General features: G+C 69.2%; 21 protein-coding genes and 3 pseudogenes. 20 read left to right on the forward strand and 4 right to left on the reverse strand.

What is annotated here, in order from left to right:
* Positions 1-121: 121 nt before the first annotated feature.
* Complete coding sequence (locus tag ACFV6V_RS11950) at positions 122-613, reverse strand: DUF1269 domain-containing protein (protein WP_385562734.1); 492 nt, start codon at positions 611-613, stop codon at positions 122-124.
* A 222-nt stretch (positions 614-835) separates the two neighbouring features.
* Between ACFV6V_RS11950 and ACFV6V_RS11955 the strand changes: the two genes are divergently transcribed.
* The 7 genes from ACFV6V_RS11955 (at position 836) to ACFV6V_RS11985 (ending at position 7,970) form a co-directional block, all read left to right on the forward strand.
* Positions 836-1,522 carry a FadR/GntR family transcriptional regulator gene (locus tag ACFV6V_RS11955; protein WP_385562736.1) on the forward strand — a complete coding sequence of 229 codons (687 nt, stop codon included), beginning with the start codon at positions 836-838 and terminating at the stop codon, positions 1,520-1,522.
* The gene (locus tag ACFV6V_RS11960) at positions 1,519-2,997 is read left to right on the forward strand and encodes a hypothetical protein (protein ID WP_385562738.1); all 1,479 of its coding nucleotides are present in this window, start codon (positions 1,519-1,521) and stop codon (positions 2,995-2,997) included. The genes ACFV6V_RS11955 and ACFV6V_RS11960 overlap by 4 nt, the downstream gene beginning before the upstream one ends.
* Positions 2,994-4,850, forward strand: a complete 1,857-nt coding sequence (locus tag ACFV6V_RS11965) for an FAD-dependent oxidoreductase (RefSeq protein WP_385562741.1) — start codon at positions 2,994-2,996, stop codon at positions 4,848-4,850. Before ACFV6V_RS11960 ends, ACFV6V_RS11965 begins: the two co-directional genes overlap by 4 nt.
* A gap of 76 nt (positions 4,851-4,926) precedes the next feature.
* Positions 4,927-5,370, forward strand: coding sequence for a universal stress protein (locus tag ACFV6V_RS11970; protein WP_385562744.1), 444 nt, complete (start codon positions 4,927-4,929; stop codon positions 5,368-5,370).
* A 115-nt stretch (positions 5,371-5,485) separates the two neighbouring features.
* Entirely contained in the window at positions 5,486-6,106 is a 621-nt protein-coding gene (locus ACFV6V_RS11975) for an HdeD family acid-resistance protein (RefSeq protein WP_385562747.1), read from the forward strand.
* Between the two features lie 48 nt (positions 6,107-6,154).
* On the forward strand, positions 6,155-6,589 hold the full coding sequence (locus ACFV6V_RS11980) for a hypothetical protein (protein ID WP_385562749.1): 435 nt from the start codon (positions 6,155-6,157) through the stop codon (positions 6,587-6,589).
* Between the two features lie 202 nt (positions 6,590-6,791).
* Entirely contained in the window at positions 6,792-7,970 is a 1,179-nt protein-coding gene (locus ACFV6V_RS11985) for an acyl-CoA dehydrogenase family protein (protein ID WP_385562752.1), read from the forward strand.
* 482 nt (positions 7,971-8,452) lie between these two features.
* Here the strand turns inward: ACFV6V_RS11985 and ACFV6V_RS11990 are convergent, their stop codons facing one another.
* A complete protein-coding gene (locus ACFV6V_RS11990; protein WP_385562755.1) occupies positions 8,453-8,938 on the reverse strand; it encodes a MarR family winged helix-turn-helix transcriptional regulator in 486 nt (161 codons plus the stop codon).
* Between the two features lie 148 nt (positions 8,939-9,086).
* On the opposite strand from ACFV6V_RS11990, the gene ACFV6V_RS11995 reads away from it, so the two are divergent.
* From ACFV6V_RS11995 to ACFV6V_RS12020, 6 genes are all read left to right on the forward strand, one after another.
* On the forward strand, positions 9,087-10,247 hold the full coding sequence (locus tag ACFV6V_RS11995; protein ID WP_385562758.1) for a PP2C family protein-serine/threonine phosphatase: 1,161 nt from the start codon (positions 9,087-9,089) through the stop codon (positions 10,245-10,247).
* Positions 10,248-10,382: 135 nt separating this feature from the next.
* Positions 10,383-11,273 (forward strand): STAS domain-containing protein, encoded by an 891-nt coding sequence (locus ACFV6V_RS12000; protein WP_385562760.1) that lies wholly within the window; start codon positions 10,383-10,385, stop codon positions 11,271-11,273.
* A complete protein-coding gene (locus tag ACFV6V_RS12005; protein WP_385562763.1) occupies positions 11,270-11,683 on the forward strand; it encodes an STAS domain-containing protein in 414 nt (137 codons plus the stop codon). The genes ACFV6V_RS12000 and ACFV6V_RS12005 overlap by 4 nt, the downstream gene beginning before the upstream one ends.
* Complete coding sequence (locus ACFV6V_RS12010; protein WP_385562766.1) at positions 11,680-12,129, forward strand: ATP-binding protein; 450 nt, start codon at positions 11,680-11,682, stop codon at positions 12,127-12,129. Before ACFV6V_RS12005 ends, ACFV6V_RS12010 begins: the two co-directional genes overlap by 4 nt.
* Positions 12,126-13,169: an ATP-binding SpoIIE family protein phosphatase gene (locus ACFV6V_RS12015; protein WP_385562769.1), complete on the forward strand. Its 1,044-nt coding sequence runs from the start codon at positions 12,126-12,128 to the stop codon at positions 13,167-13,169. The genes ACFV6V_RS12010 and ACFV6V_RS12015 overlap by 4 nt, the downstream gene beginning before the upstream one ends.
* A complete protein-coding gene (locus ACFV6V_RS12020; RefSeq protein WP_385562772.1) occupies positions 13,166-14,881 on the forward strand; it encodes a PP2C family protein-serine/threonine phosphatase in 1,716 nt (571 codons plus the stop codon). The genes ACFV6V_RS12015 and ACFV6V_RS12020 overlap by 4 nt, the downstream gene beginning before the upstream one ends.
* Before the next feature lie 69 nt (positions 14,882-14,950).
* On the opposite strand, the pseudogene ACFV6V_RS12025 reads toward ACFV6V_RS12020, so the two are convergent.
* A pseudogene (locus tag ACFV6V_RS12025) lies at positions 14,951-15,175 on the reverse strand (carbon starvation CstA family protein); the annotation flags it as partial.
* 229 nt (positions 15,176-15,404) lie between these two features.
* Here ACFV6V_RS12025 and ACFV6V_RS12030 point away from each other — a divergent pair.
* The 7 genes and pseudogenes from ACFV6V_RS12030 (at position 15,405) to ACFV6V_RS12060 (ending at position 19,756) form a co-directional block, all read left to right on the forward strand.
* On the forward strand, positions 15,405-15,905 hold the full coding sequence (locus ACFV6V_RS12030) for a hydrogenase maturation protease (RefSeq protein ID WP_385562775.1): 501 nt from the start codon (positions 15,405-15,407) through the stop codon (positions 15,903-15,905).
* Positions 15,906-16,041: 136 nt separating this feature from the next.
* Complete coding sequence (locus tag ACFV6V_RS12035) at positions 16,042-16,590, forward strand: GNAT family N-acetyltransferase (RefSeq protein WP_385562777.1); 549 nt, start codon at positions 16,042-16,044, stop codon at positions 16,588-16,590.
* Positions 16,560-17,279, forward strand: a complete 720-nt coding sequence (locus tag ACFV6V_RS12040) for a CBS domain-containing protein (protein WP_385562779.1) — start codon at positions 16,560-16,562, stop codon at positions 17,277-17,279. The genes ACFV6V_RS12035 and ACFV6V_RS12040 overlap by 31 nt, the downstream gene beginning before the upstream one ends.
* Before the next feature lie 210 nt (positions 17,280-17,489).
* A complete protein-coding gene (locus ACFV6V_RS12045) occupies positions 17,490-17,924 on the forward strand; it encodes an Hsp20/alpha crystallin family protein (RefSeq protein ID WP_385562781.1) in 435 nt (144 codons plus the stop codon).
* 175 nt (positions 17,925-18,099) lie between these two features.
* Positions 18,100-18,776, forward strand: a pseudogene (locus tag ACFV6V_RS12050) (CBS domain-containing protein).
* A pseudogene (locus tag ACFV6V_RS12055) lies at positions 18,713-18,871 on the forward strand (nicotinate phosphoribosyltransferase); the annotation flags it as partial. The pseudogenes ACFV6V_RS12050 and ACFV6V_RS12055, both read left to right, overlap by 64 nt.
* Positions 18,872-19,066: 195 nt before the next feature.
* Positions 19,067-19,756, forward strand: a complete 690-nt coding sequence (locus tag ACFV6V_RS12060; protein WP_385562783.1) for a CBS domain-containing protein — start codon at positions 19,067-19,069, stop codon at positions 19,754-19,756.
* A 992-nt stretch (positions 19,757-20,748) separates the two neighbouring features.
* Here ACFV6V_RS12060 and ACFV6V_RS12065 read toward each other — a convergent pair.
* Positions 20,749-21,396 (reverse strand): CBS domain-containing protein, encoded by a 648-nt coding sequence (locus ACFV6V_RS12065; protein WP_385562785.1) that lies wholly within the window; start codon positions 21,394-21,396, stop codon positions 20,749-20,751.
* Positions 21,397-21,437 lie beyond the last annotated feature (41 nt).

Raw genomic sequence — 21,437 nt, forward strand, 5'->3', positions numbered from 1 at the left:
CCGCTGTCGGCCGTGTTTTTCGCAGCTGAGATACGGGTGCATCGGACCCCTTTCTGAGCATGCGGGGGGTTGGTGGGGGCGTCCGGACGGCGCCGTGGTGCCGTCCGGACGCGGGTGGTGCCTACGCGGAGCCGGTGAGCTGCTCGGCGAGCTCTGTCTCGGCCTCCTCGTCGAACGAGGTCTTCAGTACGGTGCCCCCGTGCGGCCGCATCGCCGCGGCGAACTCCTCTTCGCCGATGCCCGAAGCCATGATCACGACCGCTGCGGAACCGGGCTCCAGGAGCAACCGGACCTGCTCGCGGAAGGTGTCGTCGACCCCCATCGCGCGCAACTTCCCGTAGAGTCCGCCGATCGCCGCGCCCAGTACGCCGAGAGCCGGCGTGGCGACGAGCAGCCCGATGACCATCGCCCAGAGGGCACCCGAGGTGGCCGACAGCGCGATCTTGTCATCCCGGCGTGGCGCGTCCACGTGCGTCTCACCCGCGTCGTCCACCGAGACGACCGCGACCCCGGTGAGATCGGCGACCGCGTCGCTCGGCATCCGCTGCACCGTCCTGAGGGCCTCGTGGGCGGTCTGGCGGCTGTCGTAGCCGATGACTACCAGCTCGGACATCAGAGCCTCCTCGGTCACCGGAGCGGCACCGTACGTCTGAAACCATATGCCCGATTTCCGGTGACCGCTTCCGGGTGTATGCCCCATCTAGTGTGGCCGTTCGTGAGGTCTCCCCATGGGTGGCCGGCTCAACTCCCGGGTCATCGGGCTGGTCGCGCCCATTGACTTCGCCAACTCCTCTTGGTTCAGTGGCTCATCCACTGAGCCACTGGGAGGGACTGCGTGGAGGCACTGCCCCGCGAAACCATCGTCGACGTCCTCGAGAGCCGTCTGCGTGACGACATCTTCACCGGGCGCCATCCCGCGGGCAGCTATCTGCCGCCCGAACGCCAGCTCGCCGACGGCTACGGCGTCACCCGCACCACCCTCAAGCACGCCTTCGGCCGCCTAGCCCAGGCTGGGCTCCTGGAGACCCGGCACGGTGTCGGCACCCGAGTGCGTGACTACGCGCGCTTCGGAGGGGCGGACCTGCTGCCCATGCTGGTCCGCCACAGCCCGGACTGGATCGGCGAGATCTTCGAAGTGCGGCGTGGCATCGGTGCGTTGATCGCCGAACGGGCCGCGGCCCGGGCCACCGGGGAGCACCGGACCGAGCTGCGGACCCTGCTCGCGGCCGTGGGGGCCGCCGGAACCCCCGACGCGGTGCAGCTCGCCGATATCGACGTGCACCGGGCCCTGGCCCGCGCCACCGGCAACCGCGTCTACGTCCTGCTCACCAACACCCTCTTCAACGCCTATCTCCCCGTACGGGCCGCGTTGGTCGGCCCCTTCACGGACGCCGAAGCCGCCCATGCACGGCTCGAGCCCGTGGTCGAGTGCGTGGCGGCCGGTGACGGGAGCGGCGCGCGAGCCGCGGCCGAGGCGTATCTGACGGCGACCGAGCGGATCATGCTGGAGGGCCTCGCATGAGCACGAGCAGCGGCATCCTGACCGGCGGCACCCGTGGCACGGACTTCCGCGAGACGATGCTCGGCACCGTCCGGCTCGACGGCGAGGACCGGACCCGCCGGGTCCGTCTCGACCTGAGCGTGTCGGCGGACCGGGTGCTGAGCCTCCTCGGCACCACCCACGCGGCCACCAGCGGCCGGATACGCATCGCCGACTGGGCGGACGACCCGGGCACCGAGGGCGAGTTGGAGATCTCGCCGCTCGCCAGGCGCCGTATCCGCTACCGGCTCTCGTTCACCGCCGGCGGTCGCCGCCTGAGCCTCGACGGCTGGAAGTCCGTGACCCCCCTGCGGCCGGTGACCTCGATGACCGTGCTGCCGTACACGCTGTACGAGGACGGCACCCGCATCGGCACGGGCACCCTGCGGTTCCCCGTGACCACGGGCCTGCTGCCCTTCCTGGCGAGCTTCCGCTTCCCGCGCCGTGAGCTCCCGCGCTCCGCAGCCGCGGGTTCCGCGCTTCCGGGCCCCGGGCTTCCGCGCCCGGAGGACACCGGCCCGTTGATGGCGCCTCGCTGGCACGGCGAGCCCGGCCGTACCGAGGTCTGGTACACCACCCTGACCGACCCGGGTACCGGCACCGGTGTGTGGCTCCACCACGAACTCGTCGCCCCCGCCGACGGATCCGAACCCTACGCGCACGGCTGGGCCGCCGTGTTCCCCAAGGACGAGCCGGTGCGGCACGCCAGGTTCGGGCCCGGCAAGTGGACCGGCGGCGAGACCGGTTTCGCCGCCGAAGGGATCTCGGCCGAGCCCGGGCGGCTCACCGGAGCGGTCGGCGCCCTGCACTGGGACCTCGCCGAACAGCCCACCGACGCACCGCTGTTCACCTTCCCCCGCTGGTCCTGGCAACGCCCGCTGCTCCCGGCGGCTCAGATCCTGCCGGCCGCGCGCGCCACGTACCGCGGCACCTTCTCGTACGGGGACACCACCCTCACCCTCGACTCGGCGCCCGGGGCCTCCGCCCGGATCTACGGCCACGGCAACGCCCGCCGCTGGTCCTGGCTCCACGCGGACCTCGGCGGGGGAGACGTGCTGGAAATCGTCGCCGCGGTCTCCATGCGGCCCGTACTGCGACGGCTGCCGCCCCTGGTCTTTCTCAGGCTGCGCAAGGACGGTCGCACCTGGCCGCGACGGGCGGAGCGCTCGGCCGTCGGCTGGGCCGGGATCGGGCGCTTCCACGCGGCCATCGGGCTCCCCACCTGGACGGTGACCGGGCGGGCGGGGCTGCGGCGCATCCGCGTCGAGGTCACCCAGCCCGACGAGCGCACCCTGGCGCTCGACTACACCGACCCCGACGGGGCACATGCCGTCTGCCGCAACAGCGAAAGCGCCGACGCACAGGTGCTCCTGGAGCGCCGGCGGTGGAGCGGCTGGAGCACCGAGGCGGAATGGACGCTGACGGGCACGGCGCACGCGGAGGTGGGGACCCGATGAGCCAGACCTTTACGGGGAGCCTCGGGGGGTTCGTGGCGGCACTGATCGCCGACGACGGCACCGACACCTGGCCCGCGCGCGTACCCGGGAGGCTGGACGCGGTCCTGAAGACGATGCCGCTGCCCGCCCGCGCCGGGGTACGGGCCGCCGCCCGCACCATCGACGCCTATGCCGTCGCCCGCACCGGACGCGGGCTCGCCCGTCTCACCAGGGAGGAGCGGGACGCCGTGCTCGCGGGCCTCGGCGCCCGGCCTCGGCTCGCCCCGCTGCTCGATGTGCTCAAGGTGCCGGTGCTACTCGCCGCCGGTACCGAGCGGATGCTCGAGAACGGAGGCCTGCGGGCACCGCTGCTGACCCGTAAGGACCCGCCGCTCGACTGCACACCGTCCAGCCAGTGGCCCGCGCGGTCCACCGCGGACGCCGTCGTGATCGGCTCCGGAGCGGGCGGCGCGACGGCCGCACGCACCCTGGCCTGCGCGGGCCTTGACGTGGTCGTCCTGGAGGAGGGCCACCACCACTCCACCGAGTCGTTCGGACGGCGGGCCCCGCTCGACCGTTTCGCCGAGCTCTACCGGGACGGCGGCGCCACCGTCGCCATCGGCCGCCAGCCGCTGCTGCTGCCCGTGGGCCGGGCGGTGGGCGGCACCACCGTCGTCAACTCGGGCACCTGCTACCGCACACCGGACCATGTCCTCACCCGGTGGAGCCGCGAATTCGGCTGGGCGCTCGCCGAGCGCCTCGGGCCCTGCCTCGACGAGGCCGAACGTACCCTGCGCGTCGCCACCCAGCCCCTCGACGTGCTCGGCAACAACGGCCGGCTCGCCCTCGCGGGCGCCGAGCGGCTCGGCTGGCAGGCGGCACCACTGCGTCGCAACGCCCCCGGCTGCCAGGGCTCCTGCCAGTGCGTGGTGGGCTGCCCGAGCGGCGCCAAGCAGAGTGTGCAACTGTCCGTGCTGCCGGAGGCCTGCGCGGCCGGGGCGCGTATCGTCACCGGTGCCGAGGTGCGGCGGATCCTGGTCGACCGCGACCGCCCCGGAGGCCCGCGCGCCGCGGGCGTCCGGATACGGCGCGAGGACGGCGGCGTCTTCGAGATCCTCACCCCGCTGGTCGTGGTCGCCGCGGGCGCCCTCCAGTCACCGCCGCTGCTGCGCCGCTCAGGGCTCGGCGGCCACCCGCGCCTGGGCCGCAACCTCAGCGTCCACCCGGCCACCAGCGTCGCCGGACGCTTCGCCGAGCCCGTCACCGCCTGGGAAGGGGTGCTCCAGAGCGTCGGCGTGGAGGAGCACCACCACGCCGGCGTACTCATCGAGGCCACCGCGACCCCGCCCGGCATGGGTTCCTTCGTCCTGCCGGGGCTCGGCAGCGAGCTGAGGCGCGAACTCGACGCGGCCGACCGGCTGGCCACACTCGGCGCCATGATCGCCGACCGCCCCTCCGGACAGGTGATCGGGCGGGACCGGACCCTGCTCCGCTACGACCTCGACCACCGTGACGCCGGGAGGCTGATGCGCGCCGTCCGGGCCATGGGGGAGTTGCTCTTCGCCGCGGGAGCGGAAGAAGTCCTCACGGGTATCCCGGTGGCACCCCGCGTACGCACCCTGGAGGAGCTGGACGAGGTGCTCGCGCGGGTCGGTCCGGGGCAACTGCATCTGTCCGCCTACCACCCCACCGGCACGGTGGCGGCGGGTGCCGACCCGGAGCGTTTCCCCGCCGACGGGGCGGGGCGTCTGCGCGGCGTACACGGTGTGCTCATCGCGGACGCGTCCGTGCTGCCGGGCTGCCCCGAGGTCAACCCCCAGCTCAGCATCATGGCGGCGGCGCTCGCGGTCAGCCAGGCACGGCTGGAGCGCTGACCGGCGGCCCTCGCCTGGCGGACCCGGCCCGCGTCGCGCAGCGTGGATGACGGGGACCGTGAGAAAGGTGAGCAGGATGAGCACGCACGAACCGGCCCTGCGTGTCGTGGTGGGCGTCGATGGTTCACCCTCGTCGTACGCCGCGCTGCGCTGGGCCGTACGGCACGCCGCGCTGATCGGAGCCACGGTGGAGGCGGTCGGGGCGTACGAGGTCCCGGGCGCCCACGGCTGGTCCGCACCCGCCGTGGACGCCGACCTCGACCAGGAGAACGCCAGCACCGCGCTCGCCGACGAACTCCGCAAGGTCCTGGGCGACACCGGGGGCACCCGGGTGGACCACCACCTGACCCGTGGTAACCCCGTCGAAGTGCTGCTCGCCGCATCGGACGGAGCGGAGCTGCTGGTGGTCGGCAGCCGGGGCCGCGGCGGCTTCGCCCGGATGCTGCTGGGCTCCGTGAGCCAGCAGGTGGCGCAGCACGCGAAGTGCCCGGTCGTCATCGTCCGCGCGGAAACGGCGTAGCCGGTCGGTGCCGCCGGCGGCCTGACGGCGGCACCGGCCCGGGAATCACTCCTGGCGGGTGAGTCCCCCGCCGGCCGGCTGCCCGACACTGGCGGCAGGAGGAGGGAGGCATGCCATGACCACATCCTCCGGTTTCCAGGACGGGCACGGCCCGAAGGATCCCCTCGACGTCCTCGGCGAGGTGGGTGGCTCATGGGGCTGGGCACTCGGCCTGGCCCTGGCGACCCTGATCCCAGGGATCCTCGTGCTCGTCTGGCCCAACGAGACCTTGCATGTCCTCGCGGTCATCATCGGCCTCCAGCTACTGATTGCCGGAGGCTTCCGCTTCGTCACCGCGCTCTCGCGAAACGGCGGTCACGAAGGCGGCAGGCTGTCCGGCGTGCTCATCGCGGTAGTGGCGGTGCTCGCCGGGGTCCTGGTGCTGCGCAACCCGCTCCAGACCGTCGCCGCACTGAGCCTGATCGTCGGAGCGGTATGGCTGCTCTCGGGCCTGCTGACGGCCTTCGTCGCCGTCACGGACCGCGGCAGACGTCACCGAGGCGTCACCTTCGCCACCGGAGTGCTGGGCGTGATCGCCGGAATCGTCGTCCTGGCCTTCCCCCTGGACTCCGCGGTCGCCCTGGCCAGGCTGCTCGGCCTGTGGCTCGTACTGCTGGGCATCGTCGAGCTGGCGGGCGCGTTCGCGCTCCGCTCGGCGATACGGAGCGGGTCGCAGCAGTCGGCACGGGGGAGTTGACCGGCAGCACCGTCCGGGAGCTGCACCCTCAAGTGAATCGAGGCACACATGACTTCCACGACCCCGTCCCGATCCGGGACATCCGGAGAGGTGGCCGAAGGCCTCGTCCTCTTCACCGCCGTGATGCTGGTGATCGCGGGCATCCTCGACATCTGCCGCGGCATCATGGCGATCGCCAAGGACGACATCTTCGTCGTCACCCCCGGCTATGTCTTCAAGTTCGACCTGGCCGGCTGGGGCTGGATCCACCTGATTCTCGGGGTGATCGCCCTCGCGGCCGGCATCGGCCTGTTCAAGGCCCAGGCCTGGGCCCGGGTGCTCGGCATCGTCGTCGCGACGCTGCTGATCATCACGAACTTCCTGTCCCTGCCGTACACCCCGGTGTGGGCGATCCTGGCCATCGCCTTCTGTGTGTTCGTGATCTGGGGTCTGTGTGTGGCCGGACGGGACTCCTTCGTCGACGCAGCGCCGCGGAAACCGTAAGGAGTGCTGTGCCGGCCGTGGCGCGGTCGACGACCTGCTGCTCCCCGCGCGCGGGGAGCAGCCGCCACTCCTCCCCTCCACCCCGCTTGCCGCACGCCCCTTCCGAATTACTGCAACACGTTCTACCGTGTCCGCGCCGCACGCACCACGACGCAAGCCGGCGCGGACCCGTCACCGGGGCCGCGAGACGCCTGGAGGGGCCGTGCATCTCGCCTACACGCCCGAGCAGCAGCAGTTGCGCGCCGAGTTGCGTGCGTACTTCGACGGGCTCGTACCCGACCACGTCCACGCCCGCTATGCCGACCCCGCGGCGCAGAAGCGGTTCTACCGCGAGACGATCCGCAGGCTCGGGTCCGACGGATGGCTCGGTGTCGGCTGGCCGAAGGAGTACGGGGGGCGCGGGCTGAGCCCGATGGAACAGTTCATCTTCTTCGACGAGGCGGCCCAGGCCGGTGTCCCGCTGCCGCTGATGGCGCTGAACACCGTCGGGCCGACGATCATGCAGTTCGGCACGGACGAGCAGAAGACGCACTTCCTGCCGCGGATCCTCTCCGGTGAGATCGACTTCGCCATCGGCTACAGCGAACCCGACGCGGGCACCGACCTGGCCGCGCTCAAGACCCGGGCCGTCCGGGAGGGCGACACCTATGTGGTCAACGGTCAGAAGATCTGGACGACCAACGGGGACACCGCCGACTGGGTGTGGCTCGCCGTGCGCACCGATCCCGACGCTCCGCCGCACAAGGGCATCACGATGCTGCTGGTGCCGACCTCGGATCCCGGCTACTCCTGCACCATCATCAACACCCTCGCCTCGCACGACACCACCGCCAGCTACTACGAGGACATCCGCGTACCCGTGTCGCGCCGCGTCGGCGAGGAGAACAAGGGCTGGCGGCTGATCACCAATCAGCTCAACCACGAACGCGTCACCCTGGCTGCCCACGGCACCATGGCCATCCGCGCGCTCCACGACGTGCAGCGCTGGGCTGCGGAGACCAAGCTCGCCGACGGTCGCCGGGTCATCGACCTCGGCTGGGTCCGTGGCCGCCTCGCCCGCACACACACCCGGCTGGACGCCATGAAGCTGCTCAACTGGCAGATGGTGGGCGCCGTCCAGGCCGGCAGCCTCACCCCGCAGGACGCCTCCGCCGTCAAGGTGTACGGCTCCGAGGCGCGCCGGGACGCCTACGCCTGGCTGATGGAGGTCGTCGGGGCCGCCGGACCGCTCAAAGAGGGCTCGGCCGGAGCCGTGCTGCACGGGGAGCTCGAACGCGGCTACCGCTCGGCCGTCATCTTCACCTTCGGCGGCGGCAACAACGAGATCCAGCGCGAGATCATCTCCTGGATCGGCCTCGGGATGCCGCGCGTGCGGCGCTGACGTTTATGACCACAGACGTCGGTCGTCACATGCCGAGGATGGCCAGTGCGAGCCGCACCCTGTTGTCAACCAGGTGGCTGGGGCTCTGCACGCCGACGTCGTCGCGGTCGAAGATAAGCTCGAATGCCGTTATCGGAGAGGGCCTCGGCCGGCCGCTTGACCGGCTCGGTCAGTTGGTGATCGGTCGCTGGCATGGCGTTGCCTCCATCGAAGCCACACTGAGTGGGACATCGCTCCTCCCGGACCATTCCCCACGTGGAGATCGTCCTGGGCGAAGACCGGCGCATCGTCTGATGCCGGTGGGCTCAGACGCTGACGCCGGCTGACTGTTGTCGTTTGACAACTATAGTGGTCAGGCAACAAAGTAGCGGAGTCGCACTGCACGGGGAAGGATCTGCCATGTTCCGGTGGGCGGAGGTCGCTCCGTACGCCGGCCACCCAAGCATCGGAGTGTCGGGGCGAGTGGTGGCCCGACCCTGTGATCAGGCCGTCTGGTCCCCGGTGTGCGAGGCCTTGTCGTGTATCTGCAGTGCCGCTGTGTCGCAGAACGCTTCCAGCCCCTCGAGGAGCGCGGTCCGCTTGGCGACGGGCATCAGCTCCAGCACCGCCTGCAGCTTCTGCTCCCGGCGTGTACGCAGGCCGTCGAGGAAGGTGCGACCGCGGTCGCTGAGATGCAGCTGTACCTCGCGACGGTCGGCGGGGCTGACCACGCGCTCAACGAGACCGGCGGCTACCAGTCGGTCGCAGAGCCGGCTGGTGGACGGGGGTGTGGAGGCGAGGGAGTCGGCGAGGGTGCGTAGATTGATGCCGTCCTGGTGTTCGAGCATCAAGAGCACGCGCATCTGGGAAGGAGAGGCCGGTGCGGTCGAGGCTCGGCCCCACAGGACTTCCAGCAACTCCACGGCTGTCAAGGTCACACGTGCGACCTCGACGGACTCGGGGCGGGGGCGGAAGACAGTCACCGTCACACTCTCGCAGGCACCTGGACGTCTGCCAGCGTACTAGGTGCCCGTTGTGGCAAGAGATGGTTCGGGCGGGCCCGGTGTGACGACTGGGGCGCCCTCGTCGCCTGGGCGAGGCCCATGTGTCTGTCGAAGGATAGGTGTATTTACGATCGTGAACAGATTCGTGATCGCTGAGCGTGCTCTGCGCACAGCGGCCCCACACGAGTTGCTCGACGCCGTGCGCCGCGTGCTCGCAGAAGAGTACGCGGCGCAGTCCGTTGACTTGTTCCTGGCCGACTACGGCCTCACCGTTTTGCAGCCGGTACGGGATTTGCCGTACACCGCAGAGCCGGTGTCGGTGCACAACAGCCCCGAGGGTCGTGCCTTCGGCGCACAGGAGCCGTTTGTGGAAGGGATCCGCGACGGTGCCATGCGCGTACATCTGCCGGTCACTGTGCGTGGGGACCGGCTGGGCGTGCTGTCGGTCACGCTGCCGGACGGGGAAGGTGCGCGCGACCGTCTGGACGAGCTCGCGGACATCGCCGAGGTACTCGGGCACGAGGTGGTCGTGGCCGAGCGTGACACGGATGTGTACCTGCAGGCGCGGCGCAAGGACCGGCTGACCCTGGCCGCCGAGATGCAGTGGCAGCTCCTGCCCGGCCGTTCCTGTGCCCGTCCCGAGTACGAACTCGGTGCGCAGCTGGAGCCGGCGTACGCGATCTACGGTGACAACTTCGACTGGTCCGCCACCGCGGACCACCTCACGCTCTACGTCACCAACGGTATGGGAGAGGGCATTGAAGCCTCCCTGCTGACGAACCTCGGCATCAATGCCCTGCGCAACGCGCGGCGCGCCGGTATCGCCATCGACGACCAGGCTGCCTTGGCCGACCAGGCGGTGTATGCCCACTACCAGGGACGCTGTTACCTCTCGGTGCTGATGTTCGACTTCGAACTCGCGACGGGCCGGGCGAAGGTCGTGGACGCCGGCTCCCCGCAACTGCTGCGTCTGCGTGACGGCGTGGTCGAGCGTGTCACCTTCGAGGCGCAGCTCCCGCTGGGAATGTTCGAGGAGACCGACTACGTGGTTCAGGATTTCCGGGCCGAGCCTGGTGATCGGCTCGTCTTCGTCAGTGACGGAGTGCACGCGGTCGCCTCACCCAAGGGGGAAGCGTACGGGGATGCCGCTCTGGCCCGGGCGATCATGTCCACTCGTCTCTTGCCGGCCGCCGAGGTGCCGCGTGCCATCCTGCGAGAGCTGACCGGACATCGCGGGCAGTCTCTCCCGAAGGACGACGCCCTGGTTGTCTGTCTGGACTGGTACGGGCGCTGAGCGGCTGAGCTCGCGAACCGTGAATGTGTTGATGCTGTGTCGCTTCCGCCGTATGTGCGGCGGCAATGCTTGTCATGAGACAATAATTGCTGTGTGTGCCGATCCTGGCGCAACAGCCTGTTCTGGAGGGAGACGATGCAGGTGTCGGAGCAGGCGGCGGCCGATTTGGCAGCGCGGGAGTTGGGGGCCTTCCTGGAGCGCCGCCGCGAACAGATAGCCCAGCGGTGGGCGGACGCGCCTCTTTTCAGAACGGTCTTCACCGTCTCCCGTGACGAAGCCGTGGAAGCGTGCAAGACCGTTGTGGATGCACTGGCGGACGTGGCCTCGACCGGTCGGCTGGAAAATATAGCGGCCCCCGGCTTCGACTCGGCCCGGGAGCAACTGGGGCGCATGGCGGCTTCCCGCGCGCGCAGTGGCTTCAGCGCCGCCCAGGTCGCGGACGAGGCCGCCGGTCTGCGGGTGACGATCGCCGAGCTGTTGCGCGGCGAGGTCCAGGACTTGTCCGGCGACGAGTCGCAGGAAGTTCTGCTGGCTCTGACCGTCCTGATGGGCACGCTGAGCCTGGTGATCATGGAGACGACAGTCAATGCCGGCGAGGAGCTGATCGCAAGACAGCGGCAGCAACTGCTCGAAGTGGCCACCCCCGTGATCAACCTGTGGGAAGGCATCGTCGCGGTTCCCCTGATCGGCACATTGGACAGCGCCCGCAGCCAAGTCGTCATGGAGTCGCTGCTGGAGGCCATCGTGGATCAGCGGGCCCGCTACGCGATCCTCGACATCACCGGCGTGCCCACGGTCGACTCGCTTGTCGCGCAGCACCTGATGAAGACGGTTGCCGCGGCCCGTCTGATGGGCGCCGAATGCATTGTCTCCGGCATTCGTCCGGCCATCGCACAGACCATCGTGCACCTCGGCATCGACCTGAGTTCGGTCCTCACTCGCAGTTCTCTGGCCGACGCCCTGGCCTACGCGCTCACCCAGCAGGGCATCGAGGTCTCTCGCGCGGCCGGTGTCAACCCGCGATGACCACCTCCGTTCCGGGCAACTCGGCCGTGGTGCCGGTCCTGGCACTGGGGGACATCCTCCTGGTCTCCCTCCAAGGAGAGCTGCACGACGGCGTGGCCGAGCAGCTCCAACAGGACATCACCCATCGTGTCGCCCGCAGCGAGGCGAGCGGCGTGATCATCGACGTCTCCGGCGTCGAGATCGTCGACTCGTTCCTGGGCCGGGTCATCGCCGAGATCGCCGCCAATGCCGGCCTTCTGGCCGCTCGTACTGTCCTGTGCGGGATGCGCCCCGCCGTGGCGATCACCTTGGTGGAACTGGGTCTGACCCTGCCAGGCCTGCTGACCGCACTTGACGTCGAACGTGCGCTCGAACTGCTCCAGCAGGATGCCTCTCAGATCGCTCTGGGCACACGTGTGGGGTGTACGTGACGCCGACCTCCGACCCCGCGACCGCGACGAGCCTGCCGATCGGCTCGGACGCGGACCTCGCATGGGTACGTCACCGAGTGCGGCAGTTCGCGGCCGAGATCGGGTTCGGGCTCGTGCAGCAGACGAAACTCGTCACCGCTGCCAGCGAGCTGGCCCGGAACACCCTGGTCCATGGTGGGGGCGGGCAGGCGAAGATCACCCCACTGATCAACGGATCGACGTCTGGACTGCAGCTGTCCTTCATCGATACCGGCCCCGGCATCCGCGACGTCGAGTTGGCGCTGACTGACGGCTACACCACAGGGGGCGGTCTCGGGCTGGGCCTCAGCGGAGCCAAGCGCCTAGTGGACGAGTTCACCATCGACACCCAGCCCGGTGAGGGAACCAGCGTCACTCTCGTCGCCTGGGCCACCGGCGTACCCGGTGCTCGTCCGGGGTCCCGATGACGCGCGTCTGGATCATCCCGGTGCACGATTCCACCCGAGTGCGGGACGTCCGGGTGGCGACCGAGGAGGCCAGCGCCCGGGCCCGCCTCGACGCCCAACGCACCGCGATTGCGGCCCTGGTCGCAACCGAGCTGGCGACCAACTTGCTCAAGCACGCCGGTGGTGGCCGCCTGTTGATCGACCTCGTCGATCGAGGAGCGGACGCCCGCGGTCCGTCAGTACAGCTGGTCGCCCTCGACCACGGACCCGGGATCCGCGATGTCAGCGCAGCCATGCGTGACGGCTACACCACCAGCGAGGCGTCACTCGGCGCCGGGCTGGGCAGCTGTCTGCGTATTTCCAGCGCGTTCGATCTGTACAGCACGCCTCGTGGCACAGTCGCGGTGGCCCGTATCGATCAGATCGCCGGACAGGAGGAGACGCGGTCCACTTTCTCGGCCGGAGGGATCAACATCTCCCTCGCCCAGGCGGATCTCTCCGGAGATTCCTGGAGCTGCGCCCGGTCGGGCTCTCGCTCGACCCTGATGCTCGCCGATGGCCTTGGCCATGGAGCCAAGGCCGCCCACGCATCCAGTGCCGCGGTCGACGAGCTGCACCGTGTCGCGCACCTGCCATCCGCTGAGATTCTGCGGCACCTCCACCTGGCACTACGACCCACCCGAGGGGCGGCGGTCGCCGTGGCCCAGCTGGACTCAGGCACCGGGGAACTCGCATTTGCCGGGGTCGGCAACATAGGTGCCCGGTTGCACACCGCCGGTTCGTGGCAGCACCTCGTCTCCCACCCCGGCATCGTCGGCGCCCACTACCCGGCGACCGTACCCGTGCGACGCCTGCCCTGGAGGCCGGGCAACCTGCTCGTCCTGCACAGCGACGGACTGCCCAGCCGGTGGGTGCCGCCCGCCGATGACGACCTCCTGGCCCACGACCCGGCGGCGATCGCCGCGACCATCCTCCGGGACGCCAGCAGCGCCGCCAGCCCCGTGCGTGATGACACCTGTGTGGCCGTACTGACCTCCGACCGACAGGCCGCTCGCCCGTGATCCCGCCGGATGTTCGCAAGATCACCTCAACCGCCGAGGCTGTCCACGCCCGCATCTTCGCTGCGGGTCTCACGGCCACTCTGGGCGTGCCCGCGGCTGAGCAGGCTCGTTTCCTGACAGCGCTCACGATGCGCCTGCGCGAGGGGCTGGACCAGGGCGGCGCGAAACTCACTCTCACCGTCAAGCCGTCCGCATCCGACGGGACCCTGCTCATGCGCGCTGTCGCAGAGCCCATGTCACCCGGGCCTGATCGAACGCCTCCCTGGCGGCTGACCCTCGCCTGTCCCGGCCCTCTGGCACGGAACACCCTCCAGCCAGAGGGTCCGGACGGCACCATTGACACAGAGGCAATCCTGGCGGCCGACGAGCAGGCCGCAGTGATTCTGCACCAGCTGGACGAGACGGAGAGACAGCTCCACCTGCACCGCGAGGAGCTCCACCAGACCAACCAGGGTGTGCTGGCCCTGCACGCCGAACTGGACGCCGCCGCGCGAGCCCAGAGAGACCTGCTCGATGCTGAACGAACCGCACGCGGTCAGGCGGAGAGAGCACGACGCCTGCTGACCTTCCTCGCCGACGCCAGCGCCGCCGTCACCGCGTCGCTGGACCAGGAGGACATCCTCCGGTGCCTCCCCGAGCTGCTCGTTCCCGAGTACGCGAGCCAGGTCGACGTGTGGCTCTTCGACGAGTCGGCAAGTTCGAACGGTGCCCGCTCCGCCGCCGCGGTCGCAGCCGCCCGCTGCGACCGTCCACAGCATGCCGGAGCGCACCCCGGCGCACTCCCCGGCATCGACGACCTCCCGCCCTCCGTACTGTCCCCGGACCGGCCGCTGCTGTGCATCCCCCTCACCGTGCGCCGCACCTCGGGCGTGCTGACGCTGACCGCGCCCGGTGACCGCTTCGACGAGGACACCAGCGTGATGCTGGTCGAACTGGCCCGCCGGACCGCCATCGCTCTGGACAACGCCCGCCAGTACGAACAGCACCGGGACACCGCCGAGGCCCTGCAGCGTGCCCAGCTCACCGACCTGCCCACCACCAACGGGCTGCGCCTCGCCGCCCGCTACCTCCCTGCCACTCGAGGGCTCAACATCGGCGGCGACTGGTACGACGCCTTTCCCCAACCTGACGGCAGCCTGATGACCGTGGTAGGAGACGTCACCGGGCATGGGCTGCGTGCCGCTGTCATCATGGGCCAGCTGCGCACCGCCCTGCGTGCCTACGCGGTCGAGAACGACAGCCCCGCGCGGATCCTCACCCGCCTGCACCGCATGCTGTGCCACCAGCAGCCGAACCTGTACGCGACCGCCGTGATCGCCCGCTTCCGGCCCGGCGACCCCCACGTCGTGTGGGCCGCCGCCGGGCACCCTCCAGCCATGGTCCGCGCGCCCGACGGCACCGTTCGCCTGCTGGACTCCCGTCCCGGCGTGATGCTGGGAGTGCCCTTTCCCTACGAGTACGAGGACCATACGACCGAACTGCCGCCCGGCTCGACGCTGGTTCTGTACACCGACGGCTTGGTGGAGCGGCGAGCACATGGCATCGACCCAGGTATCGAGCTGCTCGGCCGGACCTTGGCCGCCCTGGACGAAACCGCGGTGAAAGACCTGGACGGGTGCGCCGAGTCGCTGCTCAAGCCCTTGGTACACGACTCCGAGCGCGACGACGACGTCTGCCTCCTGCTGTGCCACACAGTTCCGCCCGAAGGCTAGGACCCGGAGGGCACCCAGGCACGACACCGGTCTGCTCGAACATGCCGGCGACGTGACGGCCATGGCTCAGGCGAGCGGGTTACCCGTGACCCATGCCCAGCGCAGGTTGCCGGCCTTGATGAGCAGTGTTGTGGACACCGTCAAGGCGATCGCCGCGAGGAGCCGGTTGGCGACGTCGAACAGTGGGAAGAGCTGGTTGATGCCGCCGAGCGGTCCGTGGCACCGATGTCTCTCCAGGGCGCCGCGAGCGTGCAGTGAAGGTTCATGCAGCTCAGGAGTGGTCGAGGCGACCATACGGGGTGCAACACGTGGTGCCCGTGGGAACGGTGTTCACTCGAACGAGGATCGTCCGACGCTAAGGCAGTCGCGGCTGGCCCGCCGCTCAGACGGGGTGGACGACACATTTGCTCGTGCCACCGCTCGTCTCTGCGCGAAGCAGGGACTTCTCTGGTAAGGCTTCTGATCACTTTTCAGAGCATCACCTACGCGTGTCTGTCCGGCCTGGAGAGCCTGAGGAGTTCCTGTGCAGTCCGAAATGCGTACCGTGGTTGTCGGTGTCGGTAATGATTTCCGGCGCGATGACGGGGTCGGCTGGGCTGTGGTGGAGAAGCTGCGAAGCCGCGCCTGCTTCGACGCCCTTCCCTCCGGGACGGAGCTGCGTATCTGCGGCGGAGATCCCGTCCGGCTCATCGAGTGGTGGGAGGGTGCGGATCTCGCCGTGGTGATCGACGCGGCGTGCGTGCACCCCGGGCATCCGGGCCGTGTGCACCGGACGGAGCTGGGTGCCCGGCCACCGTCCCGGACCGCAACCGCCAGCTCACACGGGTTCGGCCCCGGCGAAGCATGGAGCCTCGCCAGGGTGCTCGGGCGGCTGCCGCATCAGCTTGTGGTCTACGCCGTCGAGGTCGCCGACATCTCCGTGGGGAGGGGCCTCTCCCCGGTCGTTGCGGCTGCTGTCGATTCCGTCGCTGACCGCGTGATCTGCGAGATCGAGCGCCACCGGGGAGGACTGGAGGTGAGCTGATGTGCGCCGTGCGGGAGCAGCATCACGTCAGACGCGAGGGGACCGTCCGGCCCAGTTGGTTGTCCCGAGCAGCCCTGTGTGGGGCGTGCGCGTGCAGCCGACGCTGGGAACAGCCACCGGAGGTGAGACGTCTGCCATGACCGAGACAAGGAAAACGCCTCAGCTGGCGAGTCGCCCCATCGCGCAGCAGGAGGCGTACGCACTCCTCACGGACGGCACCACCGTACGCATCCGGCCGGTCCTGCCGAGTGATCACGCGCGGGTGCCGGCTCTGTACGAGGAGATGTCCCCTGAGAACCTGCGGCTGCGGTTCTTCACCGTGAACCGGTGCTCGGCCGAGCGGTCGGCAGACCGGCTGTGTGCCTCGGCTGTTCCGGGCCGCCGAGCGTTGCTCGCCGAGTCGGGTGACACGCTCGTCGGCCTCGCGGAGTACGAGCGGGTCAACGGCATGGCTGCGGACGTCGGTCTGGCTGTCTCCGATCGCTGGCACCACCGCGGCGTGGGGACGCTGATGCTGGAGCATCTGGTCTCTCTTGCCAGAGCCGACGGCCGAAAAGAGGCCTGTCCCGGAAGTGAACGCCTCCAGGGGGCCATGAGCAAGGTCGGGCGGCCACGCGGACAGGTCGTGCTGCGCACAGCCCGAGGAGTGAGGACATGCAGCATCGCAACGTCGCCGAAGTCATGACACGGAGCGTCGTCACGGCGCGCCCTGCTTCGACGTACAAGGAAATCGCCCAGCTGCTTCGTGACAACGACATCACCGCTGTTCCGGTAGTCGACGACAACGGCCATCCGCTCGGTGTCGTCTCCGAGGCCGACCTGCTGCGCAAAGCGGCAAGCCTTCCGGACCCAGAAGGGCGCCCTTCCCGTCTCATGCTCGCGCCGAGTGACCTGACACGCGCCGAAGCGGAGTCCGCCGAGGCCATGATGACCTCGCCGGCCGTCACAGCGCGTCCCACGTGGAACATCGTAGAGACAGCCCGGACCATGGCCCGAAGTGGCGTGAAGCGTCTTCCCGTCATCGACGAGGCAGGCAGGATCATCGGCATCGTCAGCCGTTGCGACCTTCTGCGCCCGTTCCTGCGCCGGGACGAAGCCATCGAAGAAGTGATCCGCGGTGACGTGTTGGACCGGACCATCGGGCTCGCTCCCGAGAGCGTGGAAGCGGCAGTCCGGGACGGCGTGGTGACCCTGACCGGCCAGGTCCCGGAAAGAGCAGACATCCCGGTCATCGAAAGGCTCTGCCGTTGCGTGGACGGCGTGGTCGCCGTCCACCAGCGGCTGGACTACGCCTACGACAACATGGGACTCGACGTCGAGCCGCCACGAGGAGAGCGCGTGCCGGGACCGGCCCGCGGGGACGCGGTTACCTGACTGGTCTGCCCCGGAAGCCTCCGCGGACAAAACGTGGTCATGCGGTGAGAAACCATCCGAACCAAGACAGCGGCCTGATGATCCCGGGTCCCCGCGGCCGTCCTTCGGGGACCTTCGGGCCTGGTTAAGGCCTGGTCGGCCCTCAGTGCGGAGGCCTGTGGCGTAGTGGACTGGACGTATCGCAACCAGTGGAACCGAGGAGGCCTGATCATGGGCGTACTCGAACGCAAGCAGAGGTTCCCCTTCCCCGACCTGCCTGAATGGTTCGAGGCCTTTCCGAGCCGGTTGAGCATGCCCGCGATGGCAGACCTCTACCCCATGAGGCTCGAGGAGTACACCGAGAACGACCGGTGCATCGTCCGGGCCGAGCTCCCGGGCATCGCCCTCGAGGGCCTGGACGTCACCCTGGAGGAGGGCGTCCTCACCATCAAGGCAGAGCGCACCGAGCGCAATGTGGACAAGCGACGCAGCGAGATCCGTTACGGGTCCCTCGCGCGCAGTATGAGCCTTCCCAAAGGCGCTGACGAGGACGACGTCCGTGCCGAATACGTCGACGGCATGCTCACGATCAGCGTGGGCCTCGGCCAAGAGAAGTCGGAGACGAAGCACATCGACGTCAGGCACCCCGCTGACGGGCCTCGATGAGCGCCCTGAGGAACAGCCCCACCTGGCCGGGCTCGTCAAGTCGAACCGGGGCCTAGCCAGGCGACTTCCATGCGGCGGTGCGCATCGCCCGGGCGCGGCCTCACCACTCGTGGGCACGTCGGTCACCCTCGAAACGAGGAAATCCCGTATGACGACGGGAAAGGAGCGGCATGCGATGAGACATCGCAGTGTTGTCGACCTGATGACGCCCGAGGCCGTCGTGGTCAGGCGCGGTACCGCGTTCAAGGAGATCGCGCGACTCCTTGACGCGTACGGCATCACTGCCGTGCCGGTCGTGGACGACGACGAGCGGCCCGTCGGCGTGGTATCGGAAGCGGACTTGCTGCACAGGCGGAGCTCCGTGAGCGGAGCGATAGAGCCGAGGGACTGATGACGAGCCCGCCCGTGGTGGCACGACCCGGATGGAGCGTGGTCAGGGCGGCCAGGGTGATGGAGCGACACGGGGTCAAGAGGCTGCCAGTGGTGGACGACGACGGCCGTCTGATCGGGGTGATCAGCCGCAGTGATCTGATCCAGGTGTTCCTGCGCCGAGACAGGGCGATCCAGGAGGAAATCCTGGAGGACGTGCTCACCCGCACGCTCGGGCTGTCGCCTTCGGCTCTGACGGTCGATGTTGCCGACGGAAGAGTGACGCTCAGCGGCTCCGTGCAGCGCAAAAGCCTCCTGCGGATCGCTGTACGGCTATGCGAGAGCGTCGACGGGGTCGTCGAGGTCATCAATCGGCTGTCATTCGACGAGAACGACACCGTGGACCCGGAGAAGCACCCGCCGACGCCCCGTACCTGGACTCGGCATACAGGCTCGTCGAGTACGACGGACGCCCGGTCATGAAGCTCTCCTCGGCGAAGGTGACGGCAGCTGCGCCCAGACAAGTCTTCCGTCACCGAGACGCACCGGACGTGATCGGCCTGCGGGACGAACGCCCCGTGATCTCAAGTCAGTTGGCTGACCTCACAGCCGATGTCCACCGACGCATCGAGGCGGGCAGCCTCGGTCTTCGGGCAGTGCACGGCCGGGAATTCACCCGCCCCTTCTGAAGCTCAGGCCCTCGAAGCCCTGAGGTCGTTCTGGGTGCAGGGATCCCCACGGATCCGATGACTAGAGCGAAGGGAGTTGCTCAGATGGAGCACAGCACGGTCGGCGACCTGATGGTGAGTGAGGTCGTCTCAGTCGTCCCCTCGACGCCGTTCAAGGAAGTGGCCAAGCAGCTTGCTCAGTACGACATCAGCGGGGTGCCGGTTCTGGATGAGGAGGACCGGGTGGTCGGGGTCATCTCGGAGAGCGATCTTCTGGCGCACCAGGCATCGGCCGGACGCCCCGCCCGTGACGGGGCCATGCCCGACTACCGGGCCTGGTCGGATACCGACGGTCCGGGTGCACCCACCGCGGAACAGCTGATGTCCGTGCCCGCCATTACGGTGCACGACCACGACACTGTGGCGGATGCCGCCCGCACGATGCTGCGCCACGACGTGGAACGGCTGCCGGTGATCGGCGCGGACAACCGCCTGGTGGGAATCGTCACCCGCCGCGACCTCCTCAAGGTGTTCCTGCGGCCGGACCAGGAGATCCGTCGCCGGGTGATCGAGGGGCTGTTGGTGGACACGCTGGGCTTGGCGCCTGACACCGTCGAGGTCCATGTCGTCGACGGCACGGTCACATTGCAGGGAACACTGGCAAAGCAGAGCGAAATCCCGGTCCTGCGCCGACTGACAGAGCAGATGGACGGCGTCGTGGCGGTGATCGACCGGCTCACCGCTCCGGTCGACAACGGGCCTGGACCGACCTCGCCAGGACTTGCGACGCGGTGATGGCCGCGGCCCCAGACGTCAACCACAGGGGCACGCCGGACCGTGAGCCCGTACCGCTGGGTTGACGCGCTGGGCCGACGCAGCACCAATCGGCCTGGGACGCCCGTAAGAATCCCTGGCGCCCGGACCAGTAGGGCTCAACCGTCTCCCATTCCGCACCCCATTCCTCCAGGGTTCGTCTCTCGAGTCGGCGCGCCCAAAGGCCAAAGGTGCCAAGGAAAGCGGCGGAGAGCCCGATGAATGCGGACAGGCCCGATGCGGCCGCGGCCGAAGCCGCTTCGGCGGTTCTCCTTGGCTTCGAGGCGAGTTGACCGTCAGTGTCCACCCAGATCCGTATCGCGCTGCCTGGCTCGGTCTCGGCGGGGACTTCGAGGACGCTCCGGTGAGCGGTTCCTCGCAGCCGCCATGTCGCCTCGGCGAGAACCTTGTCCGCGACACCCGCTCGCGTCTGAGCCTGAGGTTCCGCTTTGGTCACGGTGGTCGCACTGACCTGTCGGCGCTGCTGAGTTTCGAGGAGGGCGCGGTGTTGCTCGCTGCTCCAGGTCATCAAGGTTGCCGCTATCGCGAGGGACAGTGGCATCATCACGGAGAGGGCGAATCCGACCACCAGACGGCCGCGGGCTCGGTCGACGGGTCGACTCAGACCCGGTGTCCCCCGTCCGGCTGCGCGGAGCAGATGGCGCCAGAACGTGCCTCCTTCGAACCTGGGTGGCTGCGGTTCGGAGAGATCCTGCGACATGGCGGGCCTCCCTGCATCACCGCGGCACGGGGAGCGCGCAGCGCATCCCGGCTTCGCGGTCGTCTCCACACTCGGCGATGTGGATCCTCGCGTCATTGAGGCAACGGTCCCTGTCGTTCGGGCCCATCGGCCCAATCCAGGCAGGGCTCCTCTCGGTGCAGCGCGGCGCCCCAAGGCGACCGTGCCGCTGTCGTCTGAGGTACGTGGACATGACGTAGCGCCATGCCGACTGAGGGTGCGGGTGTGCCCGTAATCATGTCGACGTGAGGTTGTCGATCACCTCGGTCACGTCGGCCAGCCCACCGATCCTGGCGAGGAGGCGCTCTGCGTCGCCACGGGCCATTCGTCCACGCACCTCGACTGCCCCGTTATGAACGGTGACCGTCACTGTCTCGTGGGAGGTAGGGAACTCTTCTGCGAGAATCGTGGACTCGATCTCCTTCTGGATGCCGGCATCCTCCCCCACCAGGGCACTCAGCAGGTCGTTCCTCCTCACGACGCCGACGAGGTGTCCCTCCTGGTCTGACACGGGCAGTCTCTTGAGGCGCGAGAGTGAGGCGAGCCATGCCGCCTCGGCGACGGTCGCTTCGGGGTGCACCGTGATCGCCGGCGCGGTCATGAGCTCCTCGGCAGTCTGGGCGCGTGCGCTGTCGTGCAGTCGTCGGCGCACGAGGGGGCCGCGCGCACCCGACTGGTACCGCGTTGCCAAGACGGCGGCCTGCGCCAACAGGTCGGATTCCGACACCACGCCCGCCACCCGCCCCTGGTTGTCAGTCACCGGCAGCGATCCGACGCCCGCATCGGTCAGAGCCCGGGCTATCGCCAGGAAGGACGCGTCATTGCGCACCGACGCTGCCGAGACGTGCATGACGTCCCGGACCAATAGCGGGGTGGCCTCCATGTCGGACGCGCGATCACTTTGCTCCGCCCCCCTCGTGTGAG

It is taken from the genome of Streptomyces sp. NPDC059828 (assembly GCF_042731955.1).
Classification (GTDB): Bacteria; Actinomycetota; Actinomycetes; order Streptomycetales; family Streptomycetaceae; genus Streptomyces.